The organism is Pedococcus badiiscoriae (genome assembly GCF_013408925.1).
Classification (GTDB): Bacteria; Actinomycetota; Actinomycetes; order Actinomycetales; family Dermatophilaceae; genus Pedococcus; species Pedococcus badiiscoriae.
In genome coordinates this window covers 3006502-3033427 of record NZ_JACCAB010000001.1, presented here as the reverse complement: position 1 = coordinate 3033427, position 26926 = coordinate 3006502, and the positions used below count along the sequence as shown (strand labels likewise).

At 69.0% G+C, this 26926-nt stretch carries 26 protein-coding genes and 1 tRNA gene; 7 read left to right on the top strand and 20 right to left on the bottom strand.

Features of this window, described 5'->3' with window-relative positions:
- Positions 1–18: 18 nt before the first annotated feature.
- Positions 19–363: an MmcQ/YjbR family DNA-binding protein gene (locus BJ986_RS14295; RefSeq protein ID WP_179422734.1), complete on the bottom strand. Its 345-nt coding sequence runs from the start codon at positions 361–363 to the stop codon at positions 19–21.
- The gene (gene uvrB / locus BJ986_RS14290) at positions 360–2468 is read right to left on the bottom strand and encodes an excinuclease ABC subunit UvrB (RefSeq protein WP_179422732.1); all 2109 of its coding nucleotides are present in this window, start codon (positions 2466–2468) and stop codon (positions 360–362) included. The genes BJ986_RS14295 and uvrB overlap by 4 nt, the downstream gene beginning before the upstream one ends.
- A gap of 165 nt (positions 2469–2633) precedes the next feature.
- Here uvrB and BJ986_RS14285 point away from each other — a divergent pair, with 165 nt between their 5' ends.
- Positions 2634–4250 carry a N,N-dimethylformamidase beta subunit family domain-containing protein gene (locus BJ986_RS14285; protein ID WP_179422730.1) on the top strand — a complete coding sequence of 539 codons (1617 nt, stop codon included), beginning with the start codon at positions 2634–2636 and terminating at the stop codon, positions 4248–4250.
- A gap of 49 nt (positions 4251–4299) precedes the next feature.
- On the opposite strand, the gene BJ986_RS14280 is transcribed toward BJ986_RS14285, so the two are convergent.
- The 5 genes from BJ986_RS14280 to rpsA all read right to left on the bottom strand — a co-directional run bounded on the left by BJ986_RS14280 (position 4300) and on the right by rpsA (position 8320).
- On the bottom strand, positions 4300–4623 hold the full coding sequence (locus BJ986_RS14280) for a DUF202 domain-containing protein (protein WP_179422728.1): 324 nt from the start codon (positions 4621–4623) through the stop codon (positions 4300–4302).
- Between the two features lie 4 nt (positions 4624–4627).
- The gene (locus tag BJ986_RS14275; RefSeq protein ID WP_337795345.1) at positions 4628–5005 is read right to left on the bottom strand and encodes a YidH family protein; all 378 of its coding nucleotides are present in this window, start codon (positions 5003–5005) and stop codon (positions 4628–4630) included.
- Positions 4998–6188 (bottom strand): dephospho-CoA kinase, encoded by a 1191-nt coding sequence (gene coaE / locus BJ986_RS14270; RefSeq protein WP_179422724.1) that lies wholly within the window; start codon positions 6186–6188, stop codon positions 4998–5000. The genes BJ986_RS14275 and coaE overlap by 8 nt, the downstream gene beginning before the upstream one ends.
- Positions 6189–6236: 48 nt before the next feature.
- Entirely contained in the window at positions 6237–6701 is a 465-nt protein-coding gene (locus tag BJ986_RS14265) for a PPOX class F420-dependent oxidoreductase (protein WP_179422722.1), read from the bottom strand.
- Between the two features lie 110 nt (positions 6702–6811).
- Positions 6812–8320, bottom strand: a complete 1509-nt coding sequence (rpsA, locus tag BJ986_RS14260; RefSeq protein ID WP_179422720.1) for a 30S ribosomal protein S1 — start codon at positions 8318–8320, stop codon at positions 6812–6814.
- Positions 8321–8472: 152 nt separating this feature from the next.
- Here rpsA and BJ986_RS14255 point away from each other — a divergent pair, with 152 nt between their 5' ends.
- Positions 8473–9288 carry a class I SAM-dependent methyltransferase gene (locus BJ986_RS14255; protein ID WP_179422718.1) on the top strand — a complete coding sequence of 272 codons (816 nt, stop codon included), beginning with the start codon at positions 8473–8475 and terminating at the stop codon, positions 9286–9288.
- 130 nt (positions 9289–9418) lie between these two features.
- On the opposite strand, the gene BJ986_RS16830 is transcribed toward BJ986_RS14255, so the two are convergent.
- The 3 genes from BJ986_RS16830 to polA all read right to left on the bottom strand — a co-directional run bounded on the left by BJ986_RS16830 (position 9419) and on the right by polA (position 15483).
- Positions 9419–12040 (bottom strand): hypothetical protein, encoded by a 2622-nt coding sequence (locus BJ986_RS16830; RefSeq protein ID WP_179422716.1) that lies wholly within the window; start codon positions 12038–12040, stop codon positions 9419–9421.
- Positions 12037–12636: a hypothetical protein gene (locus tag BJ986_RS14245; RefSeq protein WP_179422714.1), complete on the bottom strand. Its 600-nt coding sequence runs from the start codon at positions 12634–12636 to the stop codon at positions 12037–12039. The genes BJ986_RS16830 and BJ986_RS14245 overlap by 4 nt, the downstream gene beginning before the upstream one ends.
- 174 nt (positions 12637–12810) lie before the next feature.
- Entirely contained in the window at positions 12811–15483 is a 2673-nt protein-coding gene (polA, locus tag BJ986_RS14240) for a DNA polymerase I (protein WP_179422712.1), read from the bottom strand.
- A 19-nt stretch (positions 15484–15502) separates the two neighbouring features.
- Here polA and BJ986_RS14235 point away from each other — a divergent pair, with 19 nt between their 5' ends.
- The gene (locus BJ986_RS14235; RefSeq protein ID WP_179422710.1) at positions 15503–15946 is read left to right on the top strand and encodes a PaaI family thioesterase; all 444 of its coding nucleotides are present in this window, start codon (positions 15503–15505) and stop codon (positions 15944–15946) included.
- A gap of 84 nt (positions 15947–16030) precedes the next feature.
- On the opposite strand, the gene BJ986_RS14230 is transcribed toward BJ986_RS14235, so the two are convergent.
- From BJ986_RS14230 to BJ986_RS14220, 3 genes are all read right to left on the bottom strand, one after another.
- Positions 16031–16615 carry a GNAT family N-acetyltransferase gene (locus tag BJ986_RS14230; protein WP_179422708.1) on the bottom strand — a complete coding sequence of 195 codons (585 nt, stop codon included), beginning with the start codon at positions 16613–16615 and terminating at the stop codon, positions 16031–16033.
- Between the two features lie 145 nt (positions 16616–16760).
- A complete protein-coding gene (locus BJ986_RS14225; RefSeq protein WP_179422706.1) occupies positions 16761–17318 on the bottom strand; it encodes a GNAT family N-acetyltransferase in 558 nt (185 codons plus the stop codon).
- A gap of 2 nt (positions 17319–17320) precedes the next feature.
- Positions 17321–17932: a response regulator gene (locus tag BJ986_RS14220; protein ID WP_179422704.1), complete on the bottom strand. Its 612-nt coding sequence runs from the start codon at positions 17930–17932 to the stop codon at positions 17321–17323.
- A 152-nt stretch (positions 17933–18084) separates the two neighbouring features.
- Between BJ986_RS14220 and BJ986_RS14215 the strand changes: the two genes are divergently transcribed.
- Positions 18085–18966 carry a hypothetical protein gene (locus BJ986_RS14215; RefSeq protein WP_179422702.1) on the top strand — a complete coding sequence of 294 codons (882 nt, stop codon included), beginning with the start codon at positions 18085–18087 and terminating at the stop codon, positions 18964–18966.
- Positions 18967–19105: 139 nt separating this feature from the next.
- Positions 19106–19726, top strand: coding sequence for a hypothetical protein (locus BJ986_RS14210; protein ID WP_179422700.1), 621 nt, complete (start codon positions 19106–19108; stop codon positions 19724–19726).
- A gap of 37 nt (positions 19727–19763) precedes the next feature.
- Here BJ986_RS14210 and BJ986_RS14205 read toward each other — a convergent pair whose 3' ends face one another.
- A complete protein-coding gene (locus BJ986_RS14205) occupies positions 19764–21398 on the bottom strand; it encodes an NUDIX hydrolase (RefSeq protein ID WP_179422698.1) in 1635 nt (544 codons plus the stop codon).
- A gap of 220 nt (positions 21399–21618) precedes the next feature.
- Here BJ986_RS14205 and BJ986_RS16685 point away from each other — a divergent pair, with 220 nt between their 5' ends.
- Both BJ986_RS16685 and BJ986_RS14200 read left to right on the top strand, forming a co-directional pair.
- Positions 21619–21741, top strand: a complete 123-nt coding sequence (locus BJ986_RS16685; RefSeq protein ID WP_272955407.1) for a hypothetical protein — start codon at positions 21619–21621, stop codon at positions 21739–21741.
- 40 nt (positions 21742–21781) lie between these two features.
- Positions 21782–22105, top strand: coding sequence for a hypothetical protein (locus tag BJ986_RS14200; RefSeq protein ID WP_179422696.1), 324 nt, complete (start codon positions 21782–21784; stop codon positions 22103–22105).
- Positions 22106–22125: 20 nt separating this feature from the next.
- On the opposite strand, the gene BJ986_RS14195 is transcribed toward BJ986_RS14200, so the two are convergent.
- From BJ986_RS14195 to pyk, 6 genes are all read right to left on the bottom strand, one after another.
- Positions 22126–22208 (bottom strand) — tRNA-Leu (locus BJ986_RS14195).
- 118 nt (positions 22209–22326) lie between these two features.
- A complete protein-coding gene (locus tag BJ986_RS14190) occupies positions 22327–22851 on the bottom strand; it encodes a hypothetical protein (RefSeq protein ID WP_179422694.1) in 525 nt (174 codons plus the stop codon).
- Between the two features lie 49 nt (positions 22852–22900).
- Entirely contained in the window at positions 22901–24127 is a 1227-nt protein-coding gene (locus BJ986_RS14185) for a hypothetical protein (protein ID WP_179422692.1), read from the bottom strand.
- A complete protein-coding gene (locus BJ986_RS14180; protein WP_179422690.1) occupies positions 24124–24864 on the bottom strand; it encodes an ATP-binding cassette domain-containing protein in 741 nt (246 codons plus the stop codon). Before BJ986_RS14180 ends, BJ986_RS14185 begins: the two co-directional genes overlap by 4 nt.
- Positions 24861–25307, bottom strand: coding sequence for a hypothetical protein (locus BJ986_RS14175; protein ID WP_179422688.1), 447 nt, complete (start codon positions 25305–25307; stop codon positions 24861–24863). The genes BJ986_RS14180 and BJ986_RS14175 overlap by 4 nt, the downstream gene beginning before the upstream one ends.
- 126 nt (positions 25308–25433) lie before the next feature.
- Positions 25434–26885, bottom strand: a complete 1452-nt coding sequence (gene pyk / locus BJ986_RS14170; RefSeq protein ID WP_179422686.1) for a pyruvate kinase — start codon at positions 26883–26885, stop codon at positions 25434–25436.
- Positions 26886–26926 lie beyond the last annotated feature (41 nt).

Sequence of the window (26926 nt, the reverse complement as noted above, 5' to 3'; positions counted from 1 at the left end):
TCGGGCCCGCGGAGCCCGTCAGGCCGGCGCCGGTCGCCGAGACTTCGGCAGCTTGGCGACGATCGTGTCGTAGGAGGCGTCGACCGCCTCGCGGAGCTCGTCGTCGGGGATCGCCCCATCCAGGCGCAGGGTGTTCCACCCGGACCTGCCGATGTAGGCCATGACGGACGCGTCGTCGGGGTACTGCAGGATCCACTCGTCGGCCTCGGCCCGGCTCGGGCCGCACTTGAGCCCGACCGACTCGCTGCCCATGAAGGCGAAGATCTTGTCGCCCACCTTGGCGACGAAGTCACCCTCCCATGGCTGGTCGGCCCAGGCTCCGGGCTTGGCCAGGCAGTGCCGCCGGAGCTCGTCACCCGTCACTTGGTCGCCTCGGACATCTGCCGGAGCTCCTTCTTCAGGTCGCCGATCTCGTCACGCAGCCTGGCGGCCAGCTCGAAGTGCAGGTCTGCCGCTGCCTGGTGCATCTGGGCGGACAGCTCCTGGATCAGGTTGGCCAGGTCGTTGGCCGGAAGGTTGCGCAGGCGGTCTGTGGCCACTCCGGCATCGGCCTGGACGGTCCCTCGGCCGCCGCGGCCACCGCCCTTGCCCCGCGACTGGCTGCGCCCCGAGCCGATCAGGGCCTCGGTGTCGGCGTCCTCGCGCTGGAGCAGGTCGGTGATGTCGGCGATCTTCTTGCGCAGCGGCTGGGGGTCGACCCCCGCTTCGCGGTTGTAGGCGATCTGGATCTCGCGGCGGCGCTGGGTCTCCTCGATGGCCTCCTGCATGGACGGAGTGATCTTGTCGGCGTACATGTGCACCTGACCCGACACGTTGCGCGCGGCGCGCCCGATGGTCTGGATGAGCGACCTGGCCGAGCGCAGGAAGCCTTCCTTGTCGGCGTCGAGGATGCTCACCAGCGAGACCTCCGGGAGGTCCAGGCCCTCGCGCAGCAGGTTGATCCCGACGAGGACGTCGTACTCGCCCATCCGCAGCTCTCGGAGCAGCTCCACGCGTCGAAGAGTGTCCACCTCGCTGTGCAGGTAGCGAACCCGCACGCCCTTGTCGAGGAGGTAGTCGGTGAGGTCCTCGGCCATCTTCTTGGTCAACGTCGTGACCAGGACGCGCTCGTTGACCTTGGTGCGCTCCCCGATCTCGTGGAGCAGGTCGTCGATCTGGCCCTTGGTGGGCTTGAGGATGACCTCGGGGTCGACGAGCCCGGTCGGCCGGATGATCTGCTGGACGACTCCCTCGCTCTGCGCCAGCTCGTAGGGACCCGGTGTGGCCGAGAGGTAGACGGTCTGGTCGATGCGGTCGAGGAACTCCTCCCAGCGCAGCGGGCGGTTGTCCATGGCCGAGGGGAGCCGGAAGCCGTGGTCGACCAGCTGCCGCTTGCGCGACATGTCGCCCTCGTACATGGCACCGATCTGGGGAACCGTGACGTGGGACTCGTCGATGACCAGCAGGAAGTCCTCGGGGAAGTAGTCCAGCAAGGTGTTCGGCGCGGTCCCGCGAGCCCGGCCGTCGATGTGCATGGAGTAGTTCTCGATGCCGGAGCACGAACCGACCTGGCGCATCATCTCGACGTCATAGGTGGTCCGCATCCGCAGCCGCTGGGCCTCGAGCAGCTTGCCCTGCTTCTCGAACGCCGCGAGCTGGTCGGCGAGCTCGAGCTCGATGCCGCGGATGGCCCGCTCCATCCGCTCCGGACCGGCGACGTAGTGCGTCGCCGGGAAGACGTACATCTCCTGCTCCTCGCGCATGATCTCGCCACTGACGGGGTGCAGGGTGTAGATCCGCTCGATCTCGTCGCCGAAGAACTCGATGCGGACCGCGAGTTCCTCGTAGACGGGGATGATCTCGACGGTGTCGCCGCGGACGCGGAACGTCCCCCGGGTGAACGCCAGGTCGTTGCGGGTGTACTGCATCTGGACGAAGCGGCGGAGCAGGTCGTCGCGGTTGACCTCCTGCCCCACCCGCAGGCGGGCCATCCGGTCGACGTACTCCTGTGGTGTGCCGAGACCGTAGATGCAGGACACGGACGCGACGACGATGACGTCGCGACGCGTCAGCAGCGAGTTGGTCGCGCTGTGGCGCAGACGCTCGACCTCGTCGTTGATCGAGGAGTCCTTCTCGATGTAGGTGTCCGTCTGCGGGATGTATGCCTCGGGCTGGTAGTAGTCGTAGTAGGAGACGAAGTACTCGACCGCGTTGTTGGGCAGCAGCTCGCGGAACTCGTTGGCCAGCTGGGCGGCCAGCGTCTTGTTCGGTGCCATCACCAGGGTCGGCCGCTGCACCTGCTCGATCAGCCAGGCCGTCGTCGCCGACTTGCCGGTGCCCGTGGCGCCGAGCAGCACGGTGTTCTTCTCCCCTGCCCTGATCCGGGTGGCGAGCTCGGCGATGGCCGCGGGCTGGTCCCCCGCGGGCGAGAACTCGGAGACGACCTGGAACGGAGCGACCGTGCGCTGCAGGTCTGTCGTGGGACGCATGCCTGCAACGGTAGACCGCGCCCCTGACAGCGCCACCGCCGGAGTGCGCCCCGCCAAGGCACAGAGTCGCAGGGTCACAGAGTCACAGAGTCGCAGGGTCACAGAGTCGCAGAGTCGCAGAGCAGGCTCAGATCCCTTTCAGGGACCCTGTGGTCCCATCACACCATGCCGCTCCACCGCCTTCGGGCCGTCTTGGCCATGACGGTCCTGCTCCCCCTGGCCGCTTGTACCCTCGGCTCAGGCGCGACCCTGCCCACCTCGGGCAGTGCCACCCTTGCGGCGCACCCGAGCAGCGTGGTCAACGAGCCACAGGCCACGGCAGCAGGAGCCCTCCCGCCGGAGCTGCCCGGGGTCGTGGCACCTCGATGTGTCAACGCCACGCCAGGGTGGTTCGAGCGCGAGCTCGCGAGCCCCGGCCAGCGGGTCCAGCTTCCGCGTGGGCGGAGCGCGGTGCAGGCCGATGAACCCGCCGTGCAGGGTTACCTCGACCGGACGTATGCCGCGTGTGGAGAACACCTCGGCGTGCACCTGGCGGCGACGACACCGACCCGCGTGGTCGTCGAGGCGATCCGGGTGGGCGACTACCACGGGTTCAGGGGACGACTCGTCTGGCGGTCAGCCCCCGTTGCCGTGGGGCGCCACCCACACCTGCCCATGCCTGCGCACGTGACGCAGGACAACGCCTGGCCGACGACCCTCGACGTCATGCCCACCGCGACGTGGTCGCCGGGGCTCTACGTGATCCGCTTCCACGACCTCGACAAGGGGGCGGCTGACACGTACCAGCCGCTGTACGTGCTCACCAGCGGGCAGCACGCGGCATACCTGGCCATCGGCTCGGACCTCACCCAGCTGGCCTACAACCAGGCCGGCGGACGGAGCCTCTACTTCGGCGATGGTTCCACGAAGGAAAGCCAGCGACTGCACCGCGCCTACGTGGCCTCGACGCACCGTGCCCTGCTGACGACGGGGGGCGGCGCGCTGTTCGCCATGGACGTGCCCCTGGCAGTCCTGCTCGCGCGCCACCACATCACCGCTGACTGGACCTCGGACATGTCCCTCGATGCCGACCCCACCCAGCTCAACGGCTACGCGACGGCCATCCTCCCGGGTCACAGCGAGTACTGGACCCGGCGCAACTACGACACCCTGAGCATCGCCGTGGGCCACGGAACCAACCTGGCGGTCCTCGGTGCGAACGAGATCTACTGGCAGCCGAGGCTGCAGAGAGACTCCCTGGGCAACGTCACGTCGATGACGGTCTACCGCCTGAAGGCCCTCGACCCGACCACCGTGCAGACCGACAAGACGACTGAGTGGCGGGATGCGCCGCTGAGTCGCGATCCCGCGTCACTTACCGGCCTCGGCATGTCCGGAGTCGGCATCCAGGGCGACGGCGTGGTCCAGTCCACTCCAGCCTGGTTGTTCAAGGGCACCGGCCTGAAGGTCGGCTCGGTGCTCCCGCGGCTCTACGGCAACGAGGGCGACGGCCCGCTGGATCCCCATGCCCCGCCCAACACCCAGATCCTCCTGCGTTCCAATGCGCAGCTGCCGAACCACAAGACCGTCGTCGTGGCGACCGCGTACTACTCCGCTCCGAGCGGGGCCGGCGTGTTCAACGCCGGCACGACCGAGTGGGTGTGCGGGATCACCGACCTCTGTACCGAGCCCCCGCGGTCGACACAGGTGCGACGTGCTGCCGACCAGATCACCGCCAACCTCCTCGCGGCGTTCGCGAGACCCCGTGCGGGACTGCGCTACCCGTCGAAGGCCGGCGCCTGACCTCGTCGAGGACCGGGCGGGAGCGTGGCACCGGCTGAGAGCGCCGTCCTCAGCGCAGCCAGAGGGTGAGCCCCAACGTCACTCCCCCCAGGCCGCCGAGCACGGTCACGAGGGCCACGCCGAGCATCGGCGGGTGGGGCGAGTAGCCACGGCTGTCATCGCCGAGCTGACCGAACCGGCGGTGCACCGAGACGACGAGGGCGACGCTCGCGACCATCGCACCCGCCCCCAGAGCGGTCAGGACAGGCTGCCGGAGCTTCAGGGTCACCAGCACCAAGGGGACCAGGACGACCATCGCGGTGATGGCCGTCCGCTGCCAGGCCAGCGCGGTGCGTTCCGGTTGCAGGGCGTCCCGCTGGGGTATCGGGCTCACTTGCTCACTTCCGGGCGATCTCCACGAAGGCCAGGACCAGGGTGAAGGCACCCAGGACGACCACCCCACCGGCGAGAGCCACCAGGGCCCGCGGTGCAGGGAGTGGTTGGCGCAGCCGCAGGGCGACCTCGACGCGCGCCCAGGCCGTCACGGCCCGGACGGCCAACACGGCACCGCCCAGGCACGCGGCGGCGCCGACCAGCGCGGCCCAGGAGGGCAGGGTCGAGAGGCTGGCCAGCGACACGATCGCCACACCGCCACCGACAAGTGCCAGGGCGGTGCGCATCCAGGCCAGGGCTGTCCGCTCGTTGGCGAGCGAGAAGCGGGGGTCCGGCTCTTCGCCGACGCCGTAGACGCCCGGCGGCTTCCGGTCGTCAGCCACCTGAGGGCTCCCACCCGGTCCGGAGGGCCCAGTCCTCGGCGCTGTCATGGATGCCGTCGAACCAGGGCTCCTTGGCGTCGGCGTACTCGCTCGAGGTCAGACCGGTGGCGGCGAGGCGGCCCTTCAGCCCGGCATACTCCTCGCTGGCCCCGGGCTCAGCCCGCAGCCAGTCACGGAACATGAGCGCCCACCGCCAGCCGGGGCTGGCCACCTCCCGGACGTGGAGGTTCGCCGGCCTGCCGGGGTCGGCGGTGCCGTGGAACCGCTTCGGCCACGCCGTCCCGTCCTTGCCGTTGTCGGCCCACTGCCCGCCCGGTCGGGGGAAGCCAGCTCTGGTCAGGCGCTCGACGAGGCCCGGGTCGTCCGCGTCCGCGAGTGACCGGACGCCGACCTGCAGGTCGATGACGTCCTTGGCGAGGAGTCCTGGGACCGCCGTGCTGCCGACGTGGTCGGCCGTCACGAGCGCATCGCCGAAGGCCAGCCGCAGTCGGGCCAGGAGCCGGTTCGCCTGCGCCGACCAGGTCGGGTCGTGCGGGACCAGCACGAGCTCCTCGGCCCTCGGCGCGCGTATGCCGCGACGGACGTTGTCCTCGAACGGCACGAGTCGCGCGTGCCACAGGTCGTCGACCGCGGCGAGCAGGTCGTCCTTGGCGCCGTCGTTCTGGAGCCACACGTCGGCGGCGGTCCGGCGCTGGGGGTCCGTGGCCTGGGCCGCGATCCGGCTGCGCGCGTCGCTCTCGGTCATCCCCCGGGTGCGCGTCAGCCGCTTGGTCCGAGTCTGCTCGTCAGCCCCCACGACCAGCACGAGGTGGTACCCGGGGCCGTAGTCCTTCTCCACGAGCAGTGGGACGTCGTGCACCACGATCGCGTCGTCCGGGGCGGCCGCCACGAGCTCGGCGGTGCGGCGCGCGATGAGCGGGTGGGTGATGCCCTCCAGGTCGCGACGCGCCTGTTCGTCCGCGAACACGACGGCCCCCAGGGCGGCCCGGTTGAGGGCTCCCGCGTCATCGAGGACACCCTCGCCGAACCTCGCCACGACTGCCTCGAGGCCCGGGCTCCCGGCTGCAACCACCTCACGGGCCAGTCGGTCGGCGTCGATGACCACCGCCCCGAGCTCCGAGAACCGTTGCGCGACAGTCGATTTCCCCGACCCGATGCCCCCCGTGAGGCCGACGCGCAACATGCAGACCACCCTAGTGGGCTGTCGCGGCACGAAGGAGAGAGTGGAGCCTCAGTCCGCGAGACGGGCGGGGAAGCCCCCGGTGGCGATCGGGGACCAGCGGGTGGGCGTCAGCCGCAGGATCGACTTGCCCTGGTCGAGCATCGCCTGGCGGTACTCGTCCCAGTCGGGGTGCTCCCCCGAGATGCAGCGGAAGTAGTCGACGAGGGGCTCGACCGAGTCAGGGGCGTCGATGACCTCGCAGTCCCCGTCGACCTGCACCCACGCCCCACCGAAGTCGTCGGACAGCACCAGGACGCTGACCTCGGGACGCTGGCGGGCGTTGCTGGTCTTGGCCCGCTCGGGGTAGGAGGAGATGACGATCCGGCCATCCTGGTCGACTCCCCCGGTCACCGGGGACGCCTGTGGCCGGCCGTCCGAGCGGGTGGTGATCACGACCATCTGGTGACGGGGCCGGACGAAGTCCAGCAGTCCCTCGAGGTCGACCGTGGTGTTCGTCGCGATGGTCCGTGCCATGGGCAGCACGTTACCTCCGCAGATGCCGAGAGGCCCGGCCCCCCGAAGGGGACCGGGCCTCTCGCAGCCAGCCACGTGGCATACCCGAGGGTGTGCCGCGAGGGGTGGACTCAGTTGCCGGTGAGCTTCTCGCGCAGTGCGGCGAGGGCCTCGTCCGAGGCCAGCGTGCCCTCGGACTCCGGGGCGGCCGGGCGGCTGCTGCTGCTGCCCGAGTCGCTGTCGGACGACGAGGACGAACCCGAGTCGGACGAGTAGGACGTCGCGGCACCAGCGTTGGCGGCTGCCTCGGCGTCGGCCTTGGTGGCCTCCTCGACCTGGGTCTTGTGGGCCTCCCAGCGGGTGTGGGCCTCGGCGTACTGCTTCTCCCACTTCTCACGCTGGGTGTCGAAGCCCTCGAGCCACTCGTTGGTCTCCGGGTCGAAGCCCTCCGGGTACTTGTAGTTGCCGGCCTCGTCGTACTCCGCGGCCATGCCGTAGAGCGTCGGGTCGAACTCGGCGACGGGCGCGCTGTCGTCGTTGGCCTGCTTGAGGCTCAGCGAGATCCGGCGACGCTCGAGGTCGATGTCGATGACCTTGACGAAGATGTCGGAACCGACCGTGACGACCTGCTCCGGCAGCTCCACGTGGCGCTCGGCCAGCTCGGAGATGTGGACCAGGCCCTCGATGCCGTCGTCCACGCGGACGAACGCACCGAACGGAACCAGCTTGGTGACCTTGCCCGGCACGACCTGACCGATCGCGTGGGTGCGGGCGAAGTGCTGCCACGGGTCTTCCTGCGTCGCCTTGAGCGACAGGGAGACACGCTCGCGGTCCATGTCGACGTCGAGAACCTCGACGGTGACCTCCTGGCCGACCTCGACAACCTCGGACGGGTGGTCGATGTGCTTCCAGGACAGCTCGGACACGTGGACGAGACCGTCGACGCCGCCGAGGTCCACGAAGGCACCGAAGTTGACGATGGAGGACACGACGCCGGAGCGGACCTGCCCCTTCTGGAGCTCCTTGAGGAACGTGGTGCGCACCTCGGACTGCGTCTGCTCGAGCCAGGCACGGCGCGACAGGACCACGTTGTTGCGGTTCTTGTCGAGCTCGATGATCTTGGCCTCGATCTCCTTGCCCACGTAGGGCTGGAGGTCGCGGACGCGACGCATCTCCACGAGCGATGCGGGGAGGAAGCCGCGCAGGCCGATGTCGAGGATGAGTCCACCCTTGACGACCTCGATGACGGTGCCGGTGACGACGCCATCCTCTTCCTTGATCTTCTCGATCGTGCCCCAGGCGCGCTCGTACTGCGCACGCTTCTTGGACAGGATCAGACGACCTTCCTTGTCCTCCTTCTGGAGGACCAGGGCCTCGACCTCGTCGCCGACCTTGACGACCTCAGAGGGGTCGACGTCGTGCTTGATCGAGAGCTCGCGGGAGGGGATGACACCCTCGGTCTTGTAGCCGATGTCGAGCAGGACCTCGTCCCGGTCGACCTTGACGATGACACCCTCGACGATGTCTCCGTCATTGAAATCCTTGATCGTCGCGTCGATCGCGGCGAGCAGGTCTTCCTCGGTGCCGATGTCGTTGATGGCAACCTGAGGGGCGGTCTTTTCGACCGTGCTGGCAGTCATGTAGTAGGAACTCCGATGGTGGACAGTGAATAGAAGGTGGTTGTTGTGCTCACGCTGCCCCAGCCGCCGGACGGCGGCACGACGAAGCGCGCACACGGAAGTGCGCCTCTACCCTACCGACGGTGTCCGTGCACGGTCAAAACGCGAGGGGTATGCCGGTGAGTGAGTATGCGCAGGTCAGCCGTCGGGAGGCGGGCGCCGAGGAGACTGCAGCCGCCAACCGGTCGTGGTGGGACGCGGAGGCGGGCGAGTACTACGCCGAGCACGGGAGGTTCCTCGGGGACGCCGACTTCGTCTGGGGGCCGGAGGGCTGGCGCGAGGACGAGCTCGGGCTGCTGGGCGATGTGACCCAGCGGCGGGTGCTCGAGATCGGGGCCGGCGCGGGCCAGTGCTCCCGCTGGGTGGCCGCTGCCGGGGGTCAGGTGGTCGCCACCGACCTGTCGGCCGGGATGGTGCGGCAGGGGCTCGACCTCAACCTGAGGGTCACTCCCCCGGCGCAACCGGTCCCGTTCGCCCAGTGCGACGCCGTGGCGCTGCCCTTCGGGGACGCCACCTTCGACATCGTGTTCACGGCCTACGGAGCAGTGCCCTTCGTCGCCGACACGGCCCGGCTCATGCGCGAGGTGGCACGGGTGCTGCGCCCGGGCGGCCGGTTCGTGTTCTCCACGACCCATCCGTTTCGGTGGGCCTTCCCCGACGACCCCGGGACGGCCGGCCTCACGATGGCCCAGTCCTACTTCGACCGGACCCCCTACGTGGAGGCGGACGACCAGGGCGAGGCGACCTATGTGGAGCACCACCGGACGGTGGGCGACCGCGTCCGGGAGCTGGTGGCAGCCGGCCTGGTCCTCGTCGACCTCGTCGAGCCGGAGTGGCCCGAGCGCAACGGGCAGACCTGGGGCGGGTGGTCACCCCTGCGCGGCAGCTACTTCCCCGGCACGGCGATCTTCGTCTGCACCCGGACGTGACCTTCAAAGTCGGCGTACCTGGCGACTCCCCCGAAGCTTGAAGAAATATCGTCAAGGCACGAAACCGAGGTATGGCCGCGGGCATGCTGATGGGCGGCCCCCATTCGGGGACCGCCCATCCAGTTGTGGGTCAGACGAAGCGTCGCCGCAGAACCGCTGCCGCCCCAGCGAGGCCGAAGACAGCCGCGGCACCGAACCCGCGCCCCAGGTTGCGACCACCCTCGCCGTCGGCTCCGGCCAGCTCGTACGAGTACGCAGTCTGCCCCGTGGCCCCCGGGGGCGCTCCGTACGCCATGCCCTCCGCCTGGGCGCGCTTGGCCCCGGCCTCGATGAGTGCGTACTTCTGCCCGTAGTCAGCAGCGGTGGACTTGCCGGCCTCGATCAGCTTTTTGGTGCCCTGGTCGGAGAGCTGCTGCGCACCGTCCTTGAGCTTGGGAGCGCCCTGAGCGGCCTGGCCCAAACCATCCGCGAGCTGCCCCGAGCCCGTCGCGGCATCAGTCAAGCCGCTGGACAGCTGGTTGGCTCCGTCCTTCAGCTGGCCGGCGCCACTGTCCACCTTGCCTGCGCCGGTGGCCAGATCACCCAAGCCGCCGTTCAGCTGCCCCGCACCGGTTGCAAGCTGTCCAGAACCGGTCGCGAGTGCTCCGGCGCCACTGGCCACCTGACTGGCACCACTGGCGACCCGACCAGCACCCGAGCTCAGCTGGGCAGCCCCACCGGATAGTGCTGCCGCCCCACCGCGCAGCGTCGTCGTCGGGTCGGTGCTGGGCGTGCCAAGGCTGTTTAGCAGGGTGGAGACGATCGTGTTGACGAGGGACTGGACCCCGGCGTTGATCGCTCCCATGCCATAGGCGAGGCCCCCTGGATCGGTCGCGCCAGCGGTGCCCGGGGTGTGGGTGTCCGTGCCGAAGAGGAGCGCGTTCAGTCCATACTCGAGGCCCCCGGAATCCGTGCTGCCATGGGCGCCCGGTGCGTGGTTGTCGACGCCCACCTTGAGCGCGTTCAGGCCGTACAGCACACCGCCTGGGTCATGGGACCCCGCGGTGCCCGGCGTGTGGGCGTCGAGCGAGAAGGAAGCCTGCTGAAGCTTCTGGGTCAAACCGCCATTCGGCAGCCCGGGCGTGCCGATGGGAGTATCCATGGCGACGACGAGCGTGCCCGCCTGGGTCAGCCCCGAGAGAAGGGTCGGACAGTTGCCTGTGGCGGCGTTCGGACCAGGCGTCCCGCCGACGGTGAGGCAGCCCTCCACGATTGCGACCTGGGCGAGGGCGCTCTTGGCGCCCGCAGCGAGGCCCTTCAGCTGGGGGAGATCGCTGGAGATAGCCGCCGCAATGCCGGCCTGGAGTTGGCCGACGCCAGCGATGAGGGCACTGATCCCCGGTTGCAGCTGGGTCGTGACGCCCGACTTCAGCGCCGTCAGCCCGCCTCGAAGGGTTGTCGGCCGGCTAGGGTCCCCGATGGCGGTCTGAATCGACGTGATGCCCTGCAGGAGCCGCTGGTAGTCGGGATTAGCCGGGATGGCCTGGATGCCATTGGCCAGCAGGGTGAGGCCGTCCTGGTACTGACCCAGCTTGGCGTCGAGGACGCTGGCCCCATCAGCCAGGGCGGACGAGCCGGCCGCGAGCGTGGCTGACCCCCCGGCGAGCTGGCGCGCACCACCGGCGAGCTGCGTGGCGCCGCCGGAAACCTGTGCTGCGCCGCTCTTGGCCTTGGTGGCCCCGGCGGCCAGCTGACCCGTCCCATCCTTGAGTAGGTCAGCACCGTCGGCGAGCTTCACAGCGCCCGGAGCTGCCTGCCCGGCCAAACCGTTGTGCAGCTGGTTCGCGCCGTCCTTGAGCTTGATGAGCCCTGCAAGCAGGTCTCCAGCGCCGTCGCGCAACTTGAGCAGGTTGGAGTCGATCTCGGTGGCGCCCGCCGTGAGCGTGGCTCCCGTCTCCGCGCCACCCTTGTAGCTTTCGGCGCCACCCTTGAACGTGGGACTGTCGAGGGGACTCACAGGGAGTGCCGAGATGGACGCCTTGGGAATGACGCCATCGGTGATCTTGGCTTCGTAGCCGAACGCCGCCTCAGGCTGTCCGATGGGCCCGAACAGGGTCATCGTGAAGGACATCTTGGTCCCACCGCGGCCGTCCCCGGCCATGTTGGCTTCGTCGGACCGCACGTCCGTGAAGTTGGAGGGCAGGACCGTCGACAGTGAGCCGATCATGGGGATGACGACATTCTCTGTGGCGGTCGCCTCTTTGCCAGTCCCGTCGTTGAACGTCACATTCTCCGGCTGGCCCGTGACGTTGCGGACCGTGTACTGGACCTTGAGGTTGCCGCTCTTGCCGACAACGTCCCCCGGGTCGACTGCCTTACCGTCGAGGGTGTACTTGACGTCGACCTCAAGAGGCAGCTTCTTCGTGTAGTCACTCACCGTGCGGAGGCGCCTCTCCCCGTCGACCGAGTAGGTGCCAACCATCTGACCACCCTTGACCTCAAAGCCACCGAAGCCATCGAGATTGCGGAGCCCCTTGGTCGAGACAGGGTTGACCAGATCGACAGATCCCTTGCCCTGCATGGCGATCTGCTCGTACACACGAGCGACATCGACCTTGCCCGATGCGTTGAGGTAGGCCTGGACAGTTTCGGTGTTGTTCACGATGACGTCGCCCGTGGAGGCCGCGAAGGCTGGGCCGCACGCGAGCATCAGCGCTGCCGGCACACCCAGCAAAGCCGCTCCACCAATTACTGCGGACTTCTTGCTCTTCACTTGGTGTCTCCTGCCACGAGGCCGTCGACACCCACGGTGTCGCTGTCGTTCTGGTCGATTGCACTGCGGTTGAACCAGTTCCAACCACCGTCGGACTCATGCGCTTCGCTGCGGAGGCTCTCACCGAGCAGCGACGTCGCAAGGAAGCCCAGCGCGACGGCGAAGAGGACAGTCGTGCCGGCAGTGGGCGACTCCTGCAGGAACTGGGAGGGCGCATTGGTGTAGGTCTCTTCGTAAGCACCCACGATCGCGGCCGCCCCGAGAAGTCCACTCCACAAGGGCAGCCGGCCAGCGCTCACGCTGCACGCGACAGCAATGGCCGCCACGACGATGAACGCCGCAACCGCCCGGCCGCTGGCGGTGTCGGGAAGGACCGCCGCCCGAAGAGCGAAGCCGATCCACGCGAGGACGAATCCCACGGCGAAGCCACCCAGCCTGCCCAAGGGAAGGGAGTGGGGAACGAGCCCCAGCACTCCTCCGAGCGCCGCCCCCATCAGAGCAACGTGTTCCAGATCCAGGCCAAGAAGTTGTCCGAGTCCGATGATCAAGGCCGCAAAAACGGCCAACACAAGCCCCGCGATCAGGCTTCTGCGCATGTACACCTCACAGGAAAAGCACCCGGCGTCCGTTGGCGGGTGCATGGTTACCGGAGAGTATGGGGCACGGAGGGCAAGCCGGACCATCAATTCTTCACAAAAGTTGCCATGATCCGTAACACATCACGGTTTGGATTCGTTATGGAAGCCAAATTTCCGTTTTAGACCCAAATGTCAGTGGGCGGCGTCGTGCCAGGAGCGGCCGACCCCGACGCTGACATCGAGCGGCACGTCCATCTCGATCGCGCCGCCCATCTGGGCACGCACGAGCTTTTCGACGTCGTCCCGCTCCCCCGGAGCGATCTCGAGGACGAGCTCGTCATGGACCTGGAGCAGCTGACGCGACCGGGCACCGGCCTCGCGCAGCGCGTCGTCGACCCGCAGCATGGCGACCTTGATGATGTCGGCTGCGGACCCCTGGATGGGCGCGTTGAGCGCCATCCGCTCGGCCATCTCACGGCGCTGGCGGTTGTCGGAGGTCAGGTCCGGAAGGTACCGGCGACGTCCCAGCATGGTCTGGGTGTATCCGGTCCCGCGCGCCTCGGCGACGACGGAGTCCAGGTAGTCCTTGACCCCACCGAACCGCGCGAAGTACTCGTCCATGAGCCCTTGGGCCTCACCGGTCGAGATGGTGAGCTGCTTGGACAGCCCGAACGCGGACAGCCCATAGGCCAGGCCGTAGGACATCGCCTTGACCTTGGACCGCATCGCCGGGGTGACGTCCTCGGGCTCGACGTGGAACACCCGCGAGCCGACGAACCGGTGCAGGTCCTCGCCGGTGCGGAATGCCTCGATCAGGCCCTCGTCACCGGACAGGTGGGCCATGATCCGCATCTCGATCTGGCTGTAGTCGGCTGACATCAGCGACTCGTAGCCCTCGCCGACGATGAACACCTCGCGGATCCGACGGCCCTCGTCGGTGCGGATCGGGATGTTCTGCAGGTTGGGGTCAGTGGACGACAGCCGACCGGTCGCCGCGATGGTCTGCTGGTAGGTCGTGTGGATGCGCCCGTCATCGGCCACCGACTTGAGCAGCCCCTCGACGGTCACCCGCAGGCGCGACGCGTCGCGGTGACGCAGCAGCGCCTCGAGGAACGGGTGCTCGGTCTTGGTGTACAGGTCGTTGAGGGCGTCCGCGTCCGTGGTGTAGCCGGTCTTGGTGCGGCGCGTCTTGGGCAGCCCGAGGGTCTCGAAGAGCACCACCTGGAGCTGCTTGGGCGACCCGAGGTTGATCTGGTCGCCGCCCACCGCGTCGTAGGCGTCCTGCTGGGCCTCGCGCACCTTGGCCGCGAAGTCCGCCTCCAGCCCCGTCATCACGTCCACGTCGGCGGCGATGCCGGTGCGCTCCATCCCCGCGAGCACCTGCTCGAGCGGCAGCTCGACGTCCTGCTGCAGCGAGGTGCCGCCGGTGGCCTCGAGCTGTTCGGCCAGCGAACCGGCCAGGTCGAGCACCGCGCGCGCCCGGACCATCGCGTCCTGCGCGCCCGCGTCTCCCTCGTCACCGAAGTCGAGCAGTCCCTGTCCGGAGGTGTCGGTCTCTGCGCGCAGCTCGCGCCCGAGGTGCCGCAGCACGAGGTCGGCCAGGTCGTAGGAGCGCTGGTCCGGTCGCACGAGGTAGGCCGCCAGGGCGGTATCGGTCGTGATCCCCGCGACCGGCCAGCCTCGTGCCGCGAGGGCCAACAACGGACCCTTCGCGTCGTGCAGCACCTTGGGACGCTGCGCGTCGGCCAGCCACGCGCCGACGGCCGCCTCCCCTGCCGGGTCCAGTGTGGTCAGGTCGACGTATGCCGCCGCGTCACCGTCGGTGGCCAGCGCCAGGGCCGTCACGTCCCCGGTGCCGCGGCCCCAGCGGCCGACGAGATGCACGCCCACGGTGGCGCCGGGCGCTGCATACTCCTGCAGCCACCCGGCCACCTCGTCGGGCGCGAGGAGTGTGCCGTCGAGGTCGAAGCCGTGGTCTGCCTCCTCCTGGGGCGCCTCGAGGTACTCGAAGAGCCGGTCGCGCAGGACGCGGAACTCGAGGCTGTCGAACACGTGGTGCACCTGCTCGCGGTCCCAGTTCTGGCGCTCGAGGTCGGCGATGCCGACCGACAGGTCGAGGTCGCGGACGAGCTGGTTGAGGCGTCGGTTGCGCAGCACGCCATCGAGGTGCTCGCGCAGCGACTCGCCCGCCTTGCCCTTGATCTCGTCGACGTGGGCCACGACACCGGTGAGGTCGCCGTACTGGGTGATCCACTTCGCCGCGGTTTTGGGACCCACTCCCGGAACGCCCGGGAGGTTGTCACTGCTCTCGCCCACGAGGGCGGCGAGGTCGCTGTAGCGGTCCGGCGGCACGAGGTACTTGGCCTCCACCGCGGACGGGGTCATCCGCCAAACCTCGGAGACTCCGCGGACCGGGTAGAGCAGGGTGACCGAGTCGGTCACGAGCTGGAAGGCGTCGCGGTCACCGCTGCAGATGACGACCTCCATGCCCTCGGCGGTGGCCATGGTGGTCAGGGTCGCGATGACGTCGTCGGCCTCGAAGCCGTCGACCTCGACCCACTGGATCTTGAGGGCGTCGAGCACCTCGCGCACGAGCGGGATCTGGCCGGAGAACTCACTGGGGGTGGCCGAGCGGGTGGCCTTGTAGTCGGCGTACTGCTCGCTGCGGAAGGTCTGTCGTGACACGTCGAATGCCACCGCCACGTGGGTCGGCTGCTCGTCACGCAGCACGTTGATAAGCATCGACGTGAAGCCGTACACGGCGTTGGTGTGCTGTCCCGTGCTGGTCGAGAAGTTCTCGGCCGGCAGCGCGAAGAAGGCGCGGTAGGCGAGGGAATGACCGTCGAGGAGCAGGAGGCGACTCACGCATGGCAGCCTATTGGTTATGAGTGACAGCCCCGCGACCGCCAGTGACTTCTCCGCCGCCCTCGACGCGATGATGTCGATGAACCCGAACTCCCTGCTGCACCGCATGCAGATCGAGGTGCTCGAGGCCTCGCCGGAGCGCCTCGTGGCCAGGATGCCCGTCGAGGGCAACACCCAGCCCTACGGACTCCTTCACGGAGGGGCGTCCGTGGTGCTCGCGGAGACCCTCGGGTCGATCGGCTCAGCTCTGCACGCCGGCCCGGAACGGATCGCCGTGGGTCTCGACATCAACGCGACCCACCACCGTGCCGCCCGCTCGGGCTTCGTCACCGGCACGGCGACCGCGCTGTCGTTGGGCAACACCCTCGCGTCCTACGAGATCGTCATCACGGACGACCAGGACCGGCGCACCTGCACCTGCCGGATCACCTGCCTGCTGCGCGACGCCGCCCCCGGAGCCTGAGCGCGCAGTCCCCCGGGACAGCGCACCGAGTACCGGGGGCCGCGGTGTGCCCATCCCGCGGCTTACCGGGGCAGGGGTTGGACGTCAGCCGGCGAGGCGGCTGCCGGCGCTGGCGCGGTCGCGAGCGCGCAGCGAGCGCCGACGGTGCAGCAGTGCCTCGAGCGAGCTGTGCCCCGACTCGTCCTGACCGAGCCGACGACGCAGCGCGGCCACACTGGTGACCCTGCGCACCACTTGGGACGAGAAGCCCAGCCGGGCGAAGAAGCGGTTGGCCTCGCGGTGCTGAGCCGGGACGTTGCAGCCGATCTGGTCGCATCCGCGGGAGTCGGCATACAGGGTCACGGCCGTCATCAGCTGGCGGGCCACTCCGTGCTTGCGCGCCTCGGGGACGACGTAGAGCTGGTCGATCGTCACGCAGGGGTTGTCGGTGAGCGACGAGAACGGGCTGGTGGCGGCGACGGCGAAGCCGACCGGGCGACCCTCGGTGGTGGCGATGTACGCCCGGACGTCCTCGCGGCGCAGCGCGGTCGCCACCCGACCCTCGGACGCAGCCCGGGCAGCCACCTCGGCGCTGATGCCGGCCTCGACCCTGGACGAGAGCCACAGCTCGGTGAAGGAGCGCTCCTCGTCGGCGGAGACACGCTTGACGCTGATCGCGGGACGGCTCACCGGGGTACCTCCATCGTCGCTATGGAACTGCTCCTCACCACTGCACACGGCTCCCCCGGCGGCCGTGGCGCCCCGAAAGGCGACCGACTCAGGACTCTAGGCCCATTCGCGGGCCTTCGTGAAGACTTCAACAACTTTCCTCGGCTCACAGGGCACGCTCGAACACGTAGTCGTGCTCATAGCGGTCCCCGACGAGGAAGCGCTTGGTCCCGACCCTGGCAAAGCCACTCTTGAGGTAGAACCTCTGGGCCCTCTCGTTCTGCTGGTTGACCCCGAGCCAGACACCGACCGCACCCCGATCCCGAGCGGCCTCGAGCGCGGCCCCCATCAGCTGCCGGCTGGTGCCTGCGCCATGGTGGTCGGGCAGGACGTAGATCTTGCTGAGCTCTGCCGTCGGCCGCAGGGTGATGGCGGTCTGCACGTCGGCATCGGTCGGCTCGCCGTGCACCACCATCGCGTACCCCGTCACCGTGTCGGGCGTCCCGCCCGTGCCGCCCGCGCCATCCTCCACGGAGAGGAACAGGTCCCGCTGCGGATCCGCGAGATAGGCGTCGAAGCACGCCTGCGAGAGCACCTCCGCGATGAACGTGTCGATGGCTCGCTGGGTGATGTGCGGCGGGCAGGCCAGGGCGAACGTCGCCGCGGCCACCTCCGCCAGGACCTCGGAGTCCGCCGACGCCGCCCTGCGCACCACCACACCCACGGTCAGGCCTTGTCCATCCCCGCGACGACAGCGTCGGCGACCTCGCGCATACCGAGCCGCCGGTCCATCGCCGTCTTCTGGATCCAGCGGAACGCCTCGGCCTCGCTGATCTTGAGCTTCTTCATGAGCACGCCCTTGGCGCGGTCGACCGACTTGCGGGTCTCCAGCCGCTCCCCCAGGTCGCTGATCTCCTGCTCGAGCGCCTTGACCTCGGTCCAGCGGTGCCGGGCGATGTCGATGGCGGGGCTGAGGTCGGAGGCCGTGAACGGCTTGACGATGTAGGCCATCACCCCCGCGTCACGGGCCCGCTCGACGAGCTCGGTCTGGCTGAAGGCCGTGAGCATGACGACGGGACAGATCCGAGCCGCACCGATCTGCTCGGCCGCCGTGATGCCGTCCATGACCGGCATCTTGACGTCCATGATGACGAGGTCCGGGACGAGCTCGGTGGCCATCTCGACGGCCTGCTCGCCGTTGCTCGCCTGGCCGACCACGTCGTAGCCCGCCTCGACGAGCATCTCCGCGAGGTCGAGCCGGATGAGGGCTTCGTCCTCGGCCACGAGGATGCGGGTGCGTGCAGACGGCGGGGGCGTCGGGTTCTCGGTCTCGCTCACGGCGGAAGCCTAGGCGACTCGCGTTAACGGCAGGTTGCCGGAGGCTGGTTGGGGACCGCGAGAGCGACGATGATGGTGGCTGTCCCCCCTGCGGGTCCGGGCGTCCCGCCCGAGATCCCGCGGATCGAGGGCATTGGCAGTGGGAGGACAAGGTGGCTGAGTCAGCCCCTCCCCGTCGCCGGCCGACCTCAGCGGCGATGCGGGTCGTGTGGGTGATTGTGGCGTTCCTCGGCGGCGGCCTGGTCGGACTCTTCCTCGTGCTTCCCCGGACCCGCTGGCTACGTCCACGCCGGGTGCTCGCCTGTGACCTCTGCCAGCGCCGTCACCGGCGACTGCTGGTCGCGATGGTGGTCCTGGCTCTCCTCTCCGTCTCCGGGTTCGGCCTGCGGGTCTCCCAGCGAGCCCGCCAGCTGCCTGCCTGCGTCGCCGACACGTCCATCGCGGAAGGCCGGCGCGTCATCGACCCACGCGCTCCGAAGCGGCCGCCCCTGTGGTCGACGGTCCGCTCCGTGATGACGGCACCGGTGAGCGGGCTCGCGTTGGCGTTCGCGCAGGCCCCTGGTCGGGGGCTGTGCAGCGTGGGTGACCCGCCCATCACGCTGGCCTTCGTCCCGCAGGCCGCGGGGCACATGGGCAGCATGGTCGGCGAGGTGTTCATGGCCTCCCCGGTCCCGCGCATCAACCCCATCCGGGCCCGTGACCTCGCCCAGCACGAGTCGCGACACGTCGACCAGTGGGCGGTGTGCAGCATCGTCGGAGGGATCGCCCTGCTGCCGGTGCTCTACCTCGTGGACAACACCCTCTACCCGGGATCGGAGAACCATTTCGAGCAGGCCGCCGGTCTGTTCGACGGCGCCTATCCCCCGCCTCCCAACCCGCCGAAAGGACCCCAGGGCTGGGCGATCGCCCTCTGGGTGGGAGTGCTCCTGGTGATCACCCGCCGGCGGATCCGCTGGACGGTCCGGACCGTGCTGAGTCCCGACCGGGCGCCGGACATCGGCCGGTGCGGTGTGCACACCACCGGCTGGCGGTAGTCGGCTCGACGCCTGGCGGTAGTCGGCTCGACGCCTGCGAGCGATGCGGCGCTGGCCAACTCGACAGGGCGGTCAACGGGGAGCAAGGTGGAGCGACAAGCCCTTGGACACCACTTCCCTGAACCACAAGGAGGCGCACATGACCAGCACGGACGAGACCCAGAGCTTCGGGCGCGACGAGGAGCCTGCGGCATACGGCGAGAGGCGGGTTGCAGCGCAGGCTGAACGGTTCGGCGGGATGAAGCTGGGATCCGCCTTCTTCGGCTGGCTCACAGCCATGGGTATGGCGGTGATCCTCACCGCGATCCTGGCGGCCGCGGGCACCGCCGTCGGGCTGGGCACCGGGACGGATGCGACCGCGGCAGCCGCGAAGGCGTCCAAGGACGTCGGAACGGTCGGCATCGTGGGGGCGGTGGCGCTGGCCGTCATCCTCTTCGTCAGCTACTACTGCGGCGGCTACGTGGCCGGTCGCATGGCTCGTTTCAACGGCGCCAAGCAGGGCCTTGCGGTGTGGTTGTGGGCCCTGGTCATCGCACTCATCGTCGGCATCGTCGGCGCCGTCGCGGGGACCAAGTACGACGTGCTCGGACAGCTGAACAGCTTCCCGCGCCTGCCGATCAAGTCAGCCGACCTCACCACCGCGGGGATCGTGGCACTCGTCCTCGCCGCTGTCACCAGCCTGGCCGGCGCCATCGTCGGCGGCAGCGCCGGGATGCGGTTCCACCGCAGGGTCGACCTCGTGGAAGTCGACACGTACTGACGCTGTGCAGCGCTCCGGTCTGACGGTGTCAGGCGCCTCATTCCCCACGAGTCAAACGGAAGAGGCCCTCGGGCGGCGGGCTCGGCTCCTCCCCGACCAGTGACACAACATGCGCCTGCACGCCCTCGGGCGACCCGAAACGTTCAAACAGGGCGCCTGAGTTGTGAGCGATCAGGGAGCTCGTGAGGTGGGGGGTGTGGTCTGGCGAGTTGAGCGACCAGCGCAGGACGCTGTCGACCCACTCGTCTGCCGACTGCGAACCGCCCGGAGGTCGCTCGGGAAGGAACCAGAGATCGTCGTCCAGCTCCCACAGCCCCTCAGCGGGGTCCGCAAGGGCCGCCCGGCGAGCCAGATGAGCAGCTGTCACCTCCACGCGGCACGTCGTGAGCAAGCTGTGGGTGCCCACCTCGTCGGCCGAGTCGAAGTGGGTCAACCCGAGGATGCGGAATCGGTCGGTGCTCATCTCGAGCGCCAGCTCCTCCTTGGCCTCGCGTGCCAGGGCGATGAGCGGGTCTGGCACCCCGTCCCGGTCGGCGTCGTACAAGATGCCGAAGCGCTGGCGCATTTCGAGGTTGCCGTTGATGGCAGGGGTCAGCAGTCCGGCGTTGAACACATGCTTGGAGCGTCGCCCGAAGGCCAGGAAGCCGTCGCTGGTTACCGGTGTGCACGAGAGCGTGAGGACGTTCGCCTCGTGGTTCAGCTCCTCTCGCGCTCGACCGGTGCCGCGGCTGCCCGGGTACTGCGTGGCGACGATGGCGCTGTATGAGGTTTCGGCCAGCTCGAGGTGCAGGCGCCGCCACCCACTGGCGGGGTCGCGCTCGACGAGCGCGCCCCGGAAACAGGGAAGGACTCCATCGAACGTCTTGCCCGTGATGTTCTTCGCCACGAGCTCCTGATCGGACTGCTCGAGCGAGACGGGGATGGTGCGAACATCATCTGTGTTTGCGAGCCACTCACTGAACTGTCCGGCCAGCACGACCCGCTCGTGGACGTGGGTGACCGTGAGGACGTTGATGTGGTTCCCGGGCGCGGACCCTTGCTCGATATGACTGAGAGCCAGATGGGTCTTTCGCTTGGGTAGGGCGATGGTCAGCGTCGGGTCTTCCGTCGACGACGCGCGCCCCAGCGCGAACATTGCGGTCGTCTGAAGTCGACGCGCTGTTGCGTCAGCGATCTCGGCTTCCTGACCGATGATCGGCGCGAAGCCCCCTCCCAGCAGGCCGCGGGCACGAAGCCGAACGGCGTATTTCCGGTATGCAGCGCTCAGCGCAGCGAGCTCGGCAGCGGTGTCAGACCTCCCGAACCCGTACATGGCGACCGGACGGACGGGTTCGAGTTCCTCGTCCTTGCCCTTCTCGTCTTTGCCCTTCTGGTCTTTGCGCTTCTTGCCTTTGAGCTTCTTGTCTTTGAGCTTCTCGTCTTCGGGGTCTACGTCGAGCCATCGCAGTTCGTCGGCAACATCTCGGCTGCCGCTCCCTGAGAGCACTCGCTTCGTGCGCGACTCGCACCGCTTCCGCGCAGCTCGCCGCGACTGGCCTCCATATTCTTCGAGCACGGGGCCGACCGTCTGCGTGCGATCAGCATCGAGCGCGCCCTTGACCAGCGGGTTTCGACCACGAATCCACATGAAGACAGCCGCAGCGGGAACCAACACGGTGACGAAGTTGGCCACCACCGAAAGCCCCGCTGGGACGTGGACGGCGATCTTCGTCAGCGCTGAGAGTGCGGTGGAAGCGACCCCTGCCAGGACCCAGCCAGCTTGCAACACGGACGAGTCCCCCTGTGGATGTTTCACTTGGCTGTCGATCGAAAAGAGACCGGTGTCCCGGTCTGCCCGGCCAAGGGTAGAGCCTGCCGGTGTCAATCCGGGCTGCGCGGGGTAGACATGGCCCATGCGCGTGGGAAGAGTCGACGTCCGGCCCCTTGGGGGCGCTGCAGGCTGCCTCACGATGATCCTCGTGTCAATACTTCTCTCGGTCGCGCTGACCGTCGTGCTCAACCTGCTCACGCACTGAGCTGGTGGACAGCGAGGGGCTTGCCCATCAGTCTTGGGCCATGGGGAAATGGCTGGTTGGTGGGGTGGCGATCCTGTCGCTGGGTGGGCTGATCGGTTACGGCGTCGGGCGCGATGCGGCGCAACCGATGTGGCTTACGGGCTCCGCTCACGTGTCGACCATGGGCCGGCAGGCATCCTTCGTGGCAGACGGGTGGTCCTACGGCTTCATGGGGTCGGTTTCCTGGATCGACGCTCAAGGCGTGATGCACATGGACGGCTGGCCCGACTGCCTCACCGACCAGACGAAGTCAGCTCGGTTCGAAGCGGAGTCGCAGGCGGTCGACGTGATCGGCAAACCTGTGCTCGCAGTCGACTGCCGGTAAAAGGAAACAGCTCAGCTGGGTGCCGAAGGCGGGACTCGAACCCGCACGCCCTTTCGAGCAGAGCATTTTGAGTGCTCCGTGTCTGCCATTCCACCACTTCGGCCTGCCGAACATCAGGCACTTCGGCGGGTGGCGCCGACCTGCGTCGACACCGCCGCACAGGATAGCGGGACGACGCCGCCCGACGACAAGCTAGTGGGCGGTCGGGCGATCCGATCGCGCTAGAACCCTCGGCCTCGCCGCGGATTGGCCACGTAGACGGCGCCACAGGCCAGCAGCACTATAGCCGCGACCACGACCCCGCCATCCCGCACGGGCGCGTGAGCCAGCGGCGCCCACCATCGAGCGGGCTCCCCTCGCGGAGTCAGGACGGCGGAGGCGAACAACAGGAACCCGTACAGGATCGAAGCGCCCTCCGACACGAGCGCCAGGAGACCAGCCACCCCCGCGCCCCAGCCGACGGCGAACACCAGACGCCGGGGCGCAAGGTCGAGGCCCGCCACCGACTCGGCGACTGCGACCACCACGAGCAGCTGCACGACGAACCACAGCAGGCGGTATCTCGCGCCCGCCCGGACGCTGAGGGCCCTGGCAGCGCGTGACCGCAGGCTCAGCGCGAAACCCACGCAGCTGCACAGCAGGGCGAGCAGCCCCACCGTGATCCCCTGGTACGACTCCCCCAGCGGGCTCGCGAGGATCGGCTGACCGGTCACGAGGGCGACCCCTGCCAGACCCGTGGACAACACCGCCAGATGCCAGTCGTGATCGGCCAGCCAGCCGCGGATCACCGCACACCTACTCCAGGCCGAACGACGCCGGGACCTTCGCCGGTTCGCACTCCTGGAGTGCCGTCGCCGCCTGAAGGACGAGGTCGTGTGCCCCGACGGAGCCCCGTGTCGCCAGGAGCCGGCCGTAGGGCTCGGCGCTCTGACCGTTGAGCTCGCTCATCACGTAGGACTCGACCAGCGCCGCGCTGTAGAACCAGGAGTTCGGTGGCGGCTCGGGCGCGTGCCACAGCTCGCAGGACTTGGGAGCGACGACTCCGGACACCACATCGCGGGTCCGGAGAGGGGCACGGATCTTGCCCGGATCGATCAGCATCAGGTTGTCCAGCTGGTCGTTCCCGGGTTGCCACATGACGAACCACCTGTGTGTGGGCGCCCCGAGCGCCTGCAGCGTCGCCGCGCTCGCGCCGGCGATCTGCGAGGCCTTCTCGGCCCGGGCGCGAAACTCCGGCGGCGCACACACGACGACGGGCGTGGACGTGCAGCTGTCGGCCCGCACCTGCACCACCGTGTAGCTGTCGTTGGACCCGAAGGCCACTTGCCCGATGAGCAGGGCGACGCCGAGCGCCGCGGCGAGGGGGACCCGTTTGCCCGCGCCAGTCACGACGAGGGCCACGATCGCCGCGCCGACGAGCACCATCCACACGAGCCGCATCGCGAAGTACGGCGGATTGGCGCTCGTTCCCAGCATCGTCCCGCTGGCGGTGTACTCCGCGAGCCCGGTCGCGATGACGCCCATGCGGTCGAGGATCAGGACCCCGGCCGTGAGCAGCGCGGCAACGACCGAGCCCAGCCAGGACTTCAGCACGACACCCAGGGCGTACCCCACCAGGAAGGTGAGCAGTGCGCCGCCGATCTGGGTGAGCGCCGGCCACGGCGTCGCGTTGGGGATCGACGGGTCGGTCCACCGGGAGGCCAGCACCACGAACAGGTTGGCCACGGCATACAGCACCACCACGGGGACGGCCCACACGGCGAGGGTCGCGCAGAGGTGCTTCAGGCGGAGCCGTGCATCCGGGATCAGCGTGAGGAGGCCCTGGATGTCCTGCCAGCCGACGATCGCGGCAGCGCCCGCCAGCAGCGGCAGCATCAAGCCCTGCGCGACCCCGATGGTCTCCTGGCCCCAGAGCGGGTCTCCCATCCAGTCCGCGTCGCGCAGCGCAAGCACCGTCGCCATGGCCGCCAGCATCGAGGCCGTCACCAACCAGGGCATCGGCCGCCGCAGCTGTGCCCTCATGCGCTGCGCTCCTGCGGCGCGATCAGGTCCAGGAGGAAGCTCTCAGCCGAACCGGAGGCACGACTCAGGTCGGTGCGCAGCAGGTCTCCCTCGAGAGCCTGGCCGACCACGCCGGCGTAGACGGCGACCATCTGGTCGCAGAACTCGACCGATGCCGACGCCTCGTGGGTGGCGACCACCACGGGCAGGCGTCCCGAGAGCTCGCGCATCAGCTCCCAGATGGCGCGCGCCGCACCGACGTCGAGGGACGCGGTCGGCTCGTCGAGCAGCAGCACGGTCGGCGACCCGAGCAGGCACTGACCGACCAGAGCCCGCTGCTGCCACCCACCGCTGAGCTGTCGCATCGGGCTGGCCTCGTGGTCGAGGAGTCCGGCCATCCGCAGGGCCGTCTGCACCTCGGCCTCCCGCTCGCGGCGCCCGACCCCACGCAGGGCGGCGAGGTAGCGGTACAGGTCCGCCACCGACACGGCGCTGGACAGGCGGGCAACCTGGGGCAGGACGTTCACCCGGGCCGCCTGCTCGACCTCGCCCTCGGTAGGGCGCAGCCGGCCCGACAGCAGCTCGAGGAGCGTCGTCTTACCTGCGCCGTTGAGCCCCACGACCGCGGTCAGTCCCGGCAGGGTCCGCCACTCGGGACAGGCGAGGACAAAGGACCCGCGACGCATGGTGACGTCCCGCAGCCGAGGGCGGAGGTCGCTCTCGTCGCCCTCGGCTGCCAGCTGATGGTCGTCAGTCACCACTTCTGGTTGGTCCAGGCGCTCCCCTTGCACGCGTCCGGGCCGAGCTTGTCGTTCTGGCAGGCCTCGCCGCGCAGCTCCGCGGCGCTGTAGGTGGTGTTGAGGTTGCCGTTGACGAACCTGTCGACCCAGGTGGCCGTGGCGTTGTCGACGCCACGGGCATCACGAGGGCCGTCGAAGATCGGGACGGTGTAGTTGTAGTGGATCTTGGCGTAGGCAGGGCTCCCGCCCGGTCGCGGGTCGTAGGACGTGGCGTGTCCGCCGATCACGTCCAGCCCGTAGTCGACGCCGACGGTCCCCTTTCCCTTCGCCACCAGGGTCGAGCCCTCGTAGGCGTTCACCACTCCCCAGCTGTAGTAGTTGGCGAACGCCGGTGCAGCCAGCACCACCGTGCTGAGGCCGCACACCACCGGGACGACAGCCCAGCGCTTGATCGATGTCATGAGATCCCCCTCCGTGCCCGCCCAGTGCGGACACGGTCATACAACCACAACCGCCTAGACTTGACTAGGCTTCTTCGGGTTTGTCGGGAAAGACCCGAGGGGAAACCTTGCGAGCGACGCGAGAGGTCAGTCGGCGAGGTCCTCGTAGGCCGGCGCCACCTTGTTGATCGCATCGCCCATCTTGTGGACGCGCAACGCGTTGGTGGACCCGGGGATGCCGGGGGGCGAGCCGGCGACGATGACGACGAGGTCGCCCTCCTGGACGCGGCCCGAGGCGAGCAGCGACTTGTCGACCTGCTGGGCCATCTGGTCGGTGTGCCGGGCCATCGGCACGAGGTAGGTCTCGATGCCCCAGGCCAGCGCGAGCCGCGAGCGGGTGTGCGGCTCAGGGGTGAACGCGAGCATGGGGATTCGCGGACGGATGCGGGACATCCGCTTGGCCGTGTCGCCGGACTGGCTGAAGGTGATGAGGAACTTGGCGCCGAGCAGCTCACCGATCTCGACCGCCGCCGCCGCGACGGCACCGCCCATCGTGTGCGGCTTGGTCCCGAGGGGCCGGATCCGCTCCAGCCCGTGCTCCTCGGTGCTCTCGATGATCCGGGCCATCGTCTGCACCGCGATGATCGGATAGGCGCCGACGCTGGTCTCCCCCGACAGCATCAGGGCATCGGCCCCGTCGAGCACGGCGTTGGCGGCGTCCGAGGCCTCGGCCCGGGTGGGGCGCGGGTTCTCGATCATCGACTCGAGCACCTGGGTGGCCACGATGACCGGCTTGGCGTTGCGCCGCGCGATCTCGATGGCCTCCTTCTGGACGATCGGCACCTCCTCGAGCGGCAGCTCGACCCCGAGGTCTCCCCGGGCCACCATCACGCCGTCGAACGCCTCGATGATCTCGACGAGGTTCTCGACTGCCTGGGGCTTCTCGATCTTGGCGATGACGGGCAGCCGGACGCCGACCTCGTCCATCACGGCGTGCACGTCGTCCAGGTCGGCGGCCGAGCGCACGAACGACAGCGCGATCATGTCGGCCCGCAGACCCAGGGCCCAGCGCAGGTCCTCCTTGTCCTTCTCGGACAGGGCAGGCACCGAGACGGCGACTCCGGGCAGGTTGATGCCCTTGTTGTTGGACACCGTGCCGCCGACGGTCACCACGCAGCGGACATCGGTGTCGGTGACCTCGACGGCCTGGAGCGCGACCTTGCCGTCGTCGATGAGCAGCGAGTCGCCCGGCCTCACGTCACCCGGGAGCCCCTTGTAGGTCGTGCCGACCTCGGTCACGGACCCGTCGACGTCGCGCGTCGTGATGGTGAACTCCGCGCCGTTGAGCAGCTCGACCGGGCCGTCCTTGAACCGCGCCGTGCGGATCTTGGGGCCCTGGAGGTCGACGAGGATGCCCACCGCGTGACCGATCTCGTCGCTGGCTCGCCGGATCTCCTGGTAGATCTTCTCGTGGTCGGCGTACTCACCGTGCGAGAGGTTGAGCCGGGCCACGTCCATGCCCGCCTCGACGAGCTCGCGGATGCGCTCGGGGGAGGACACTGCGGGGCCGAGGGTGCAGACGATCTTGGCGCGGCGCATGGCATCGACCCTAGCGGTCGACTCCCGGCGAACGTGACCCC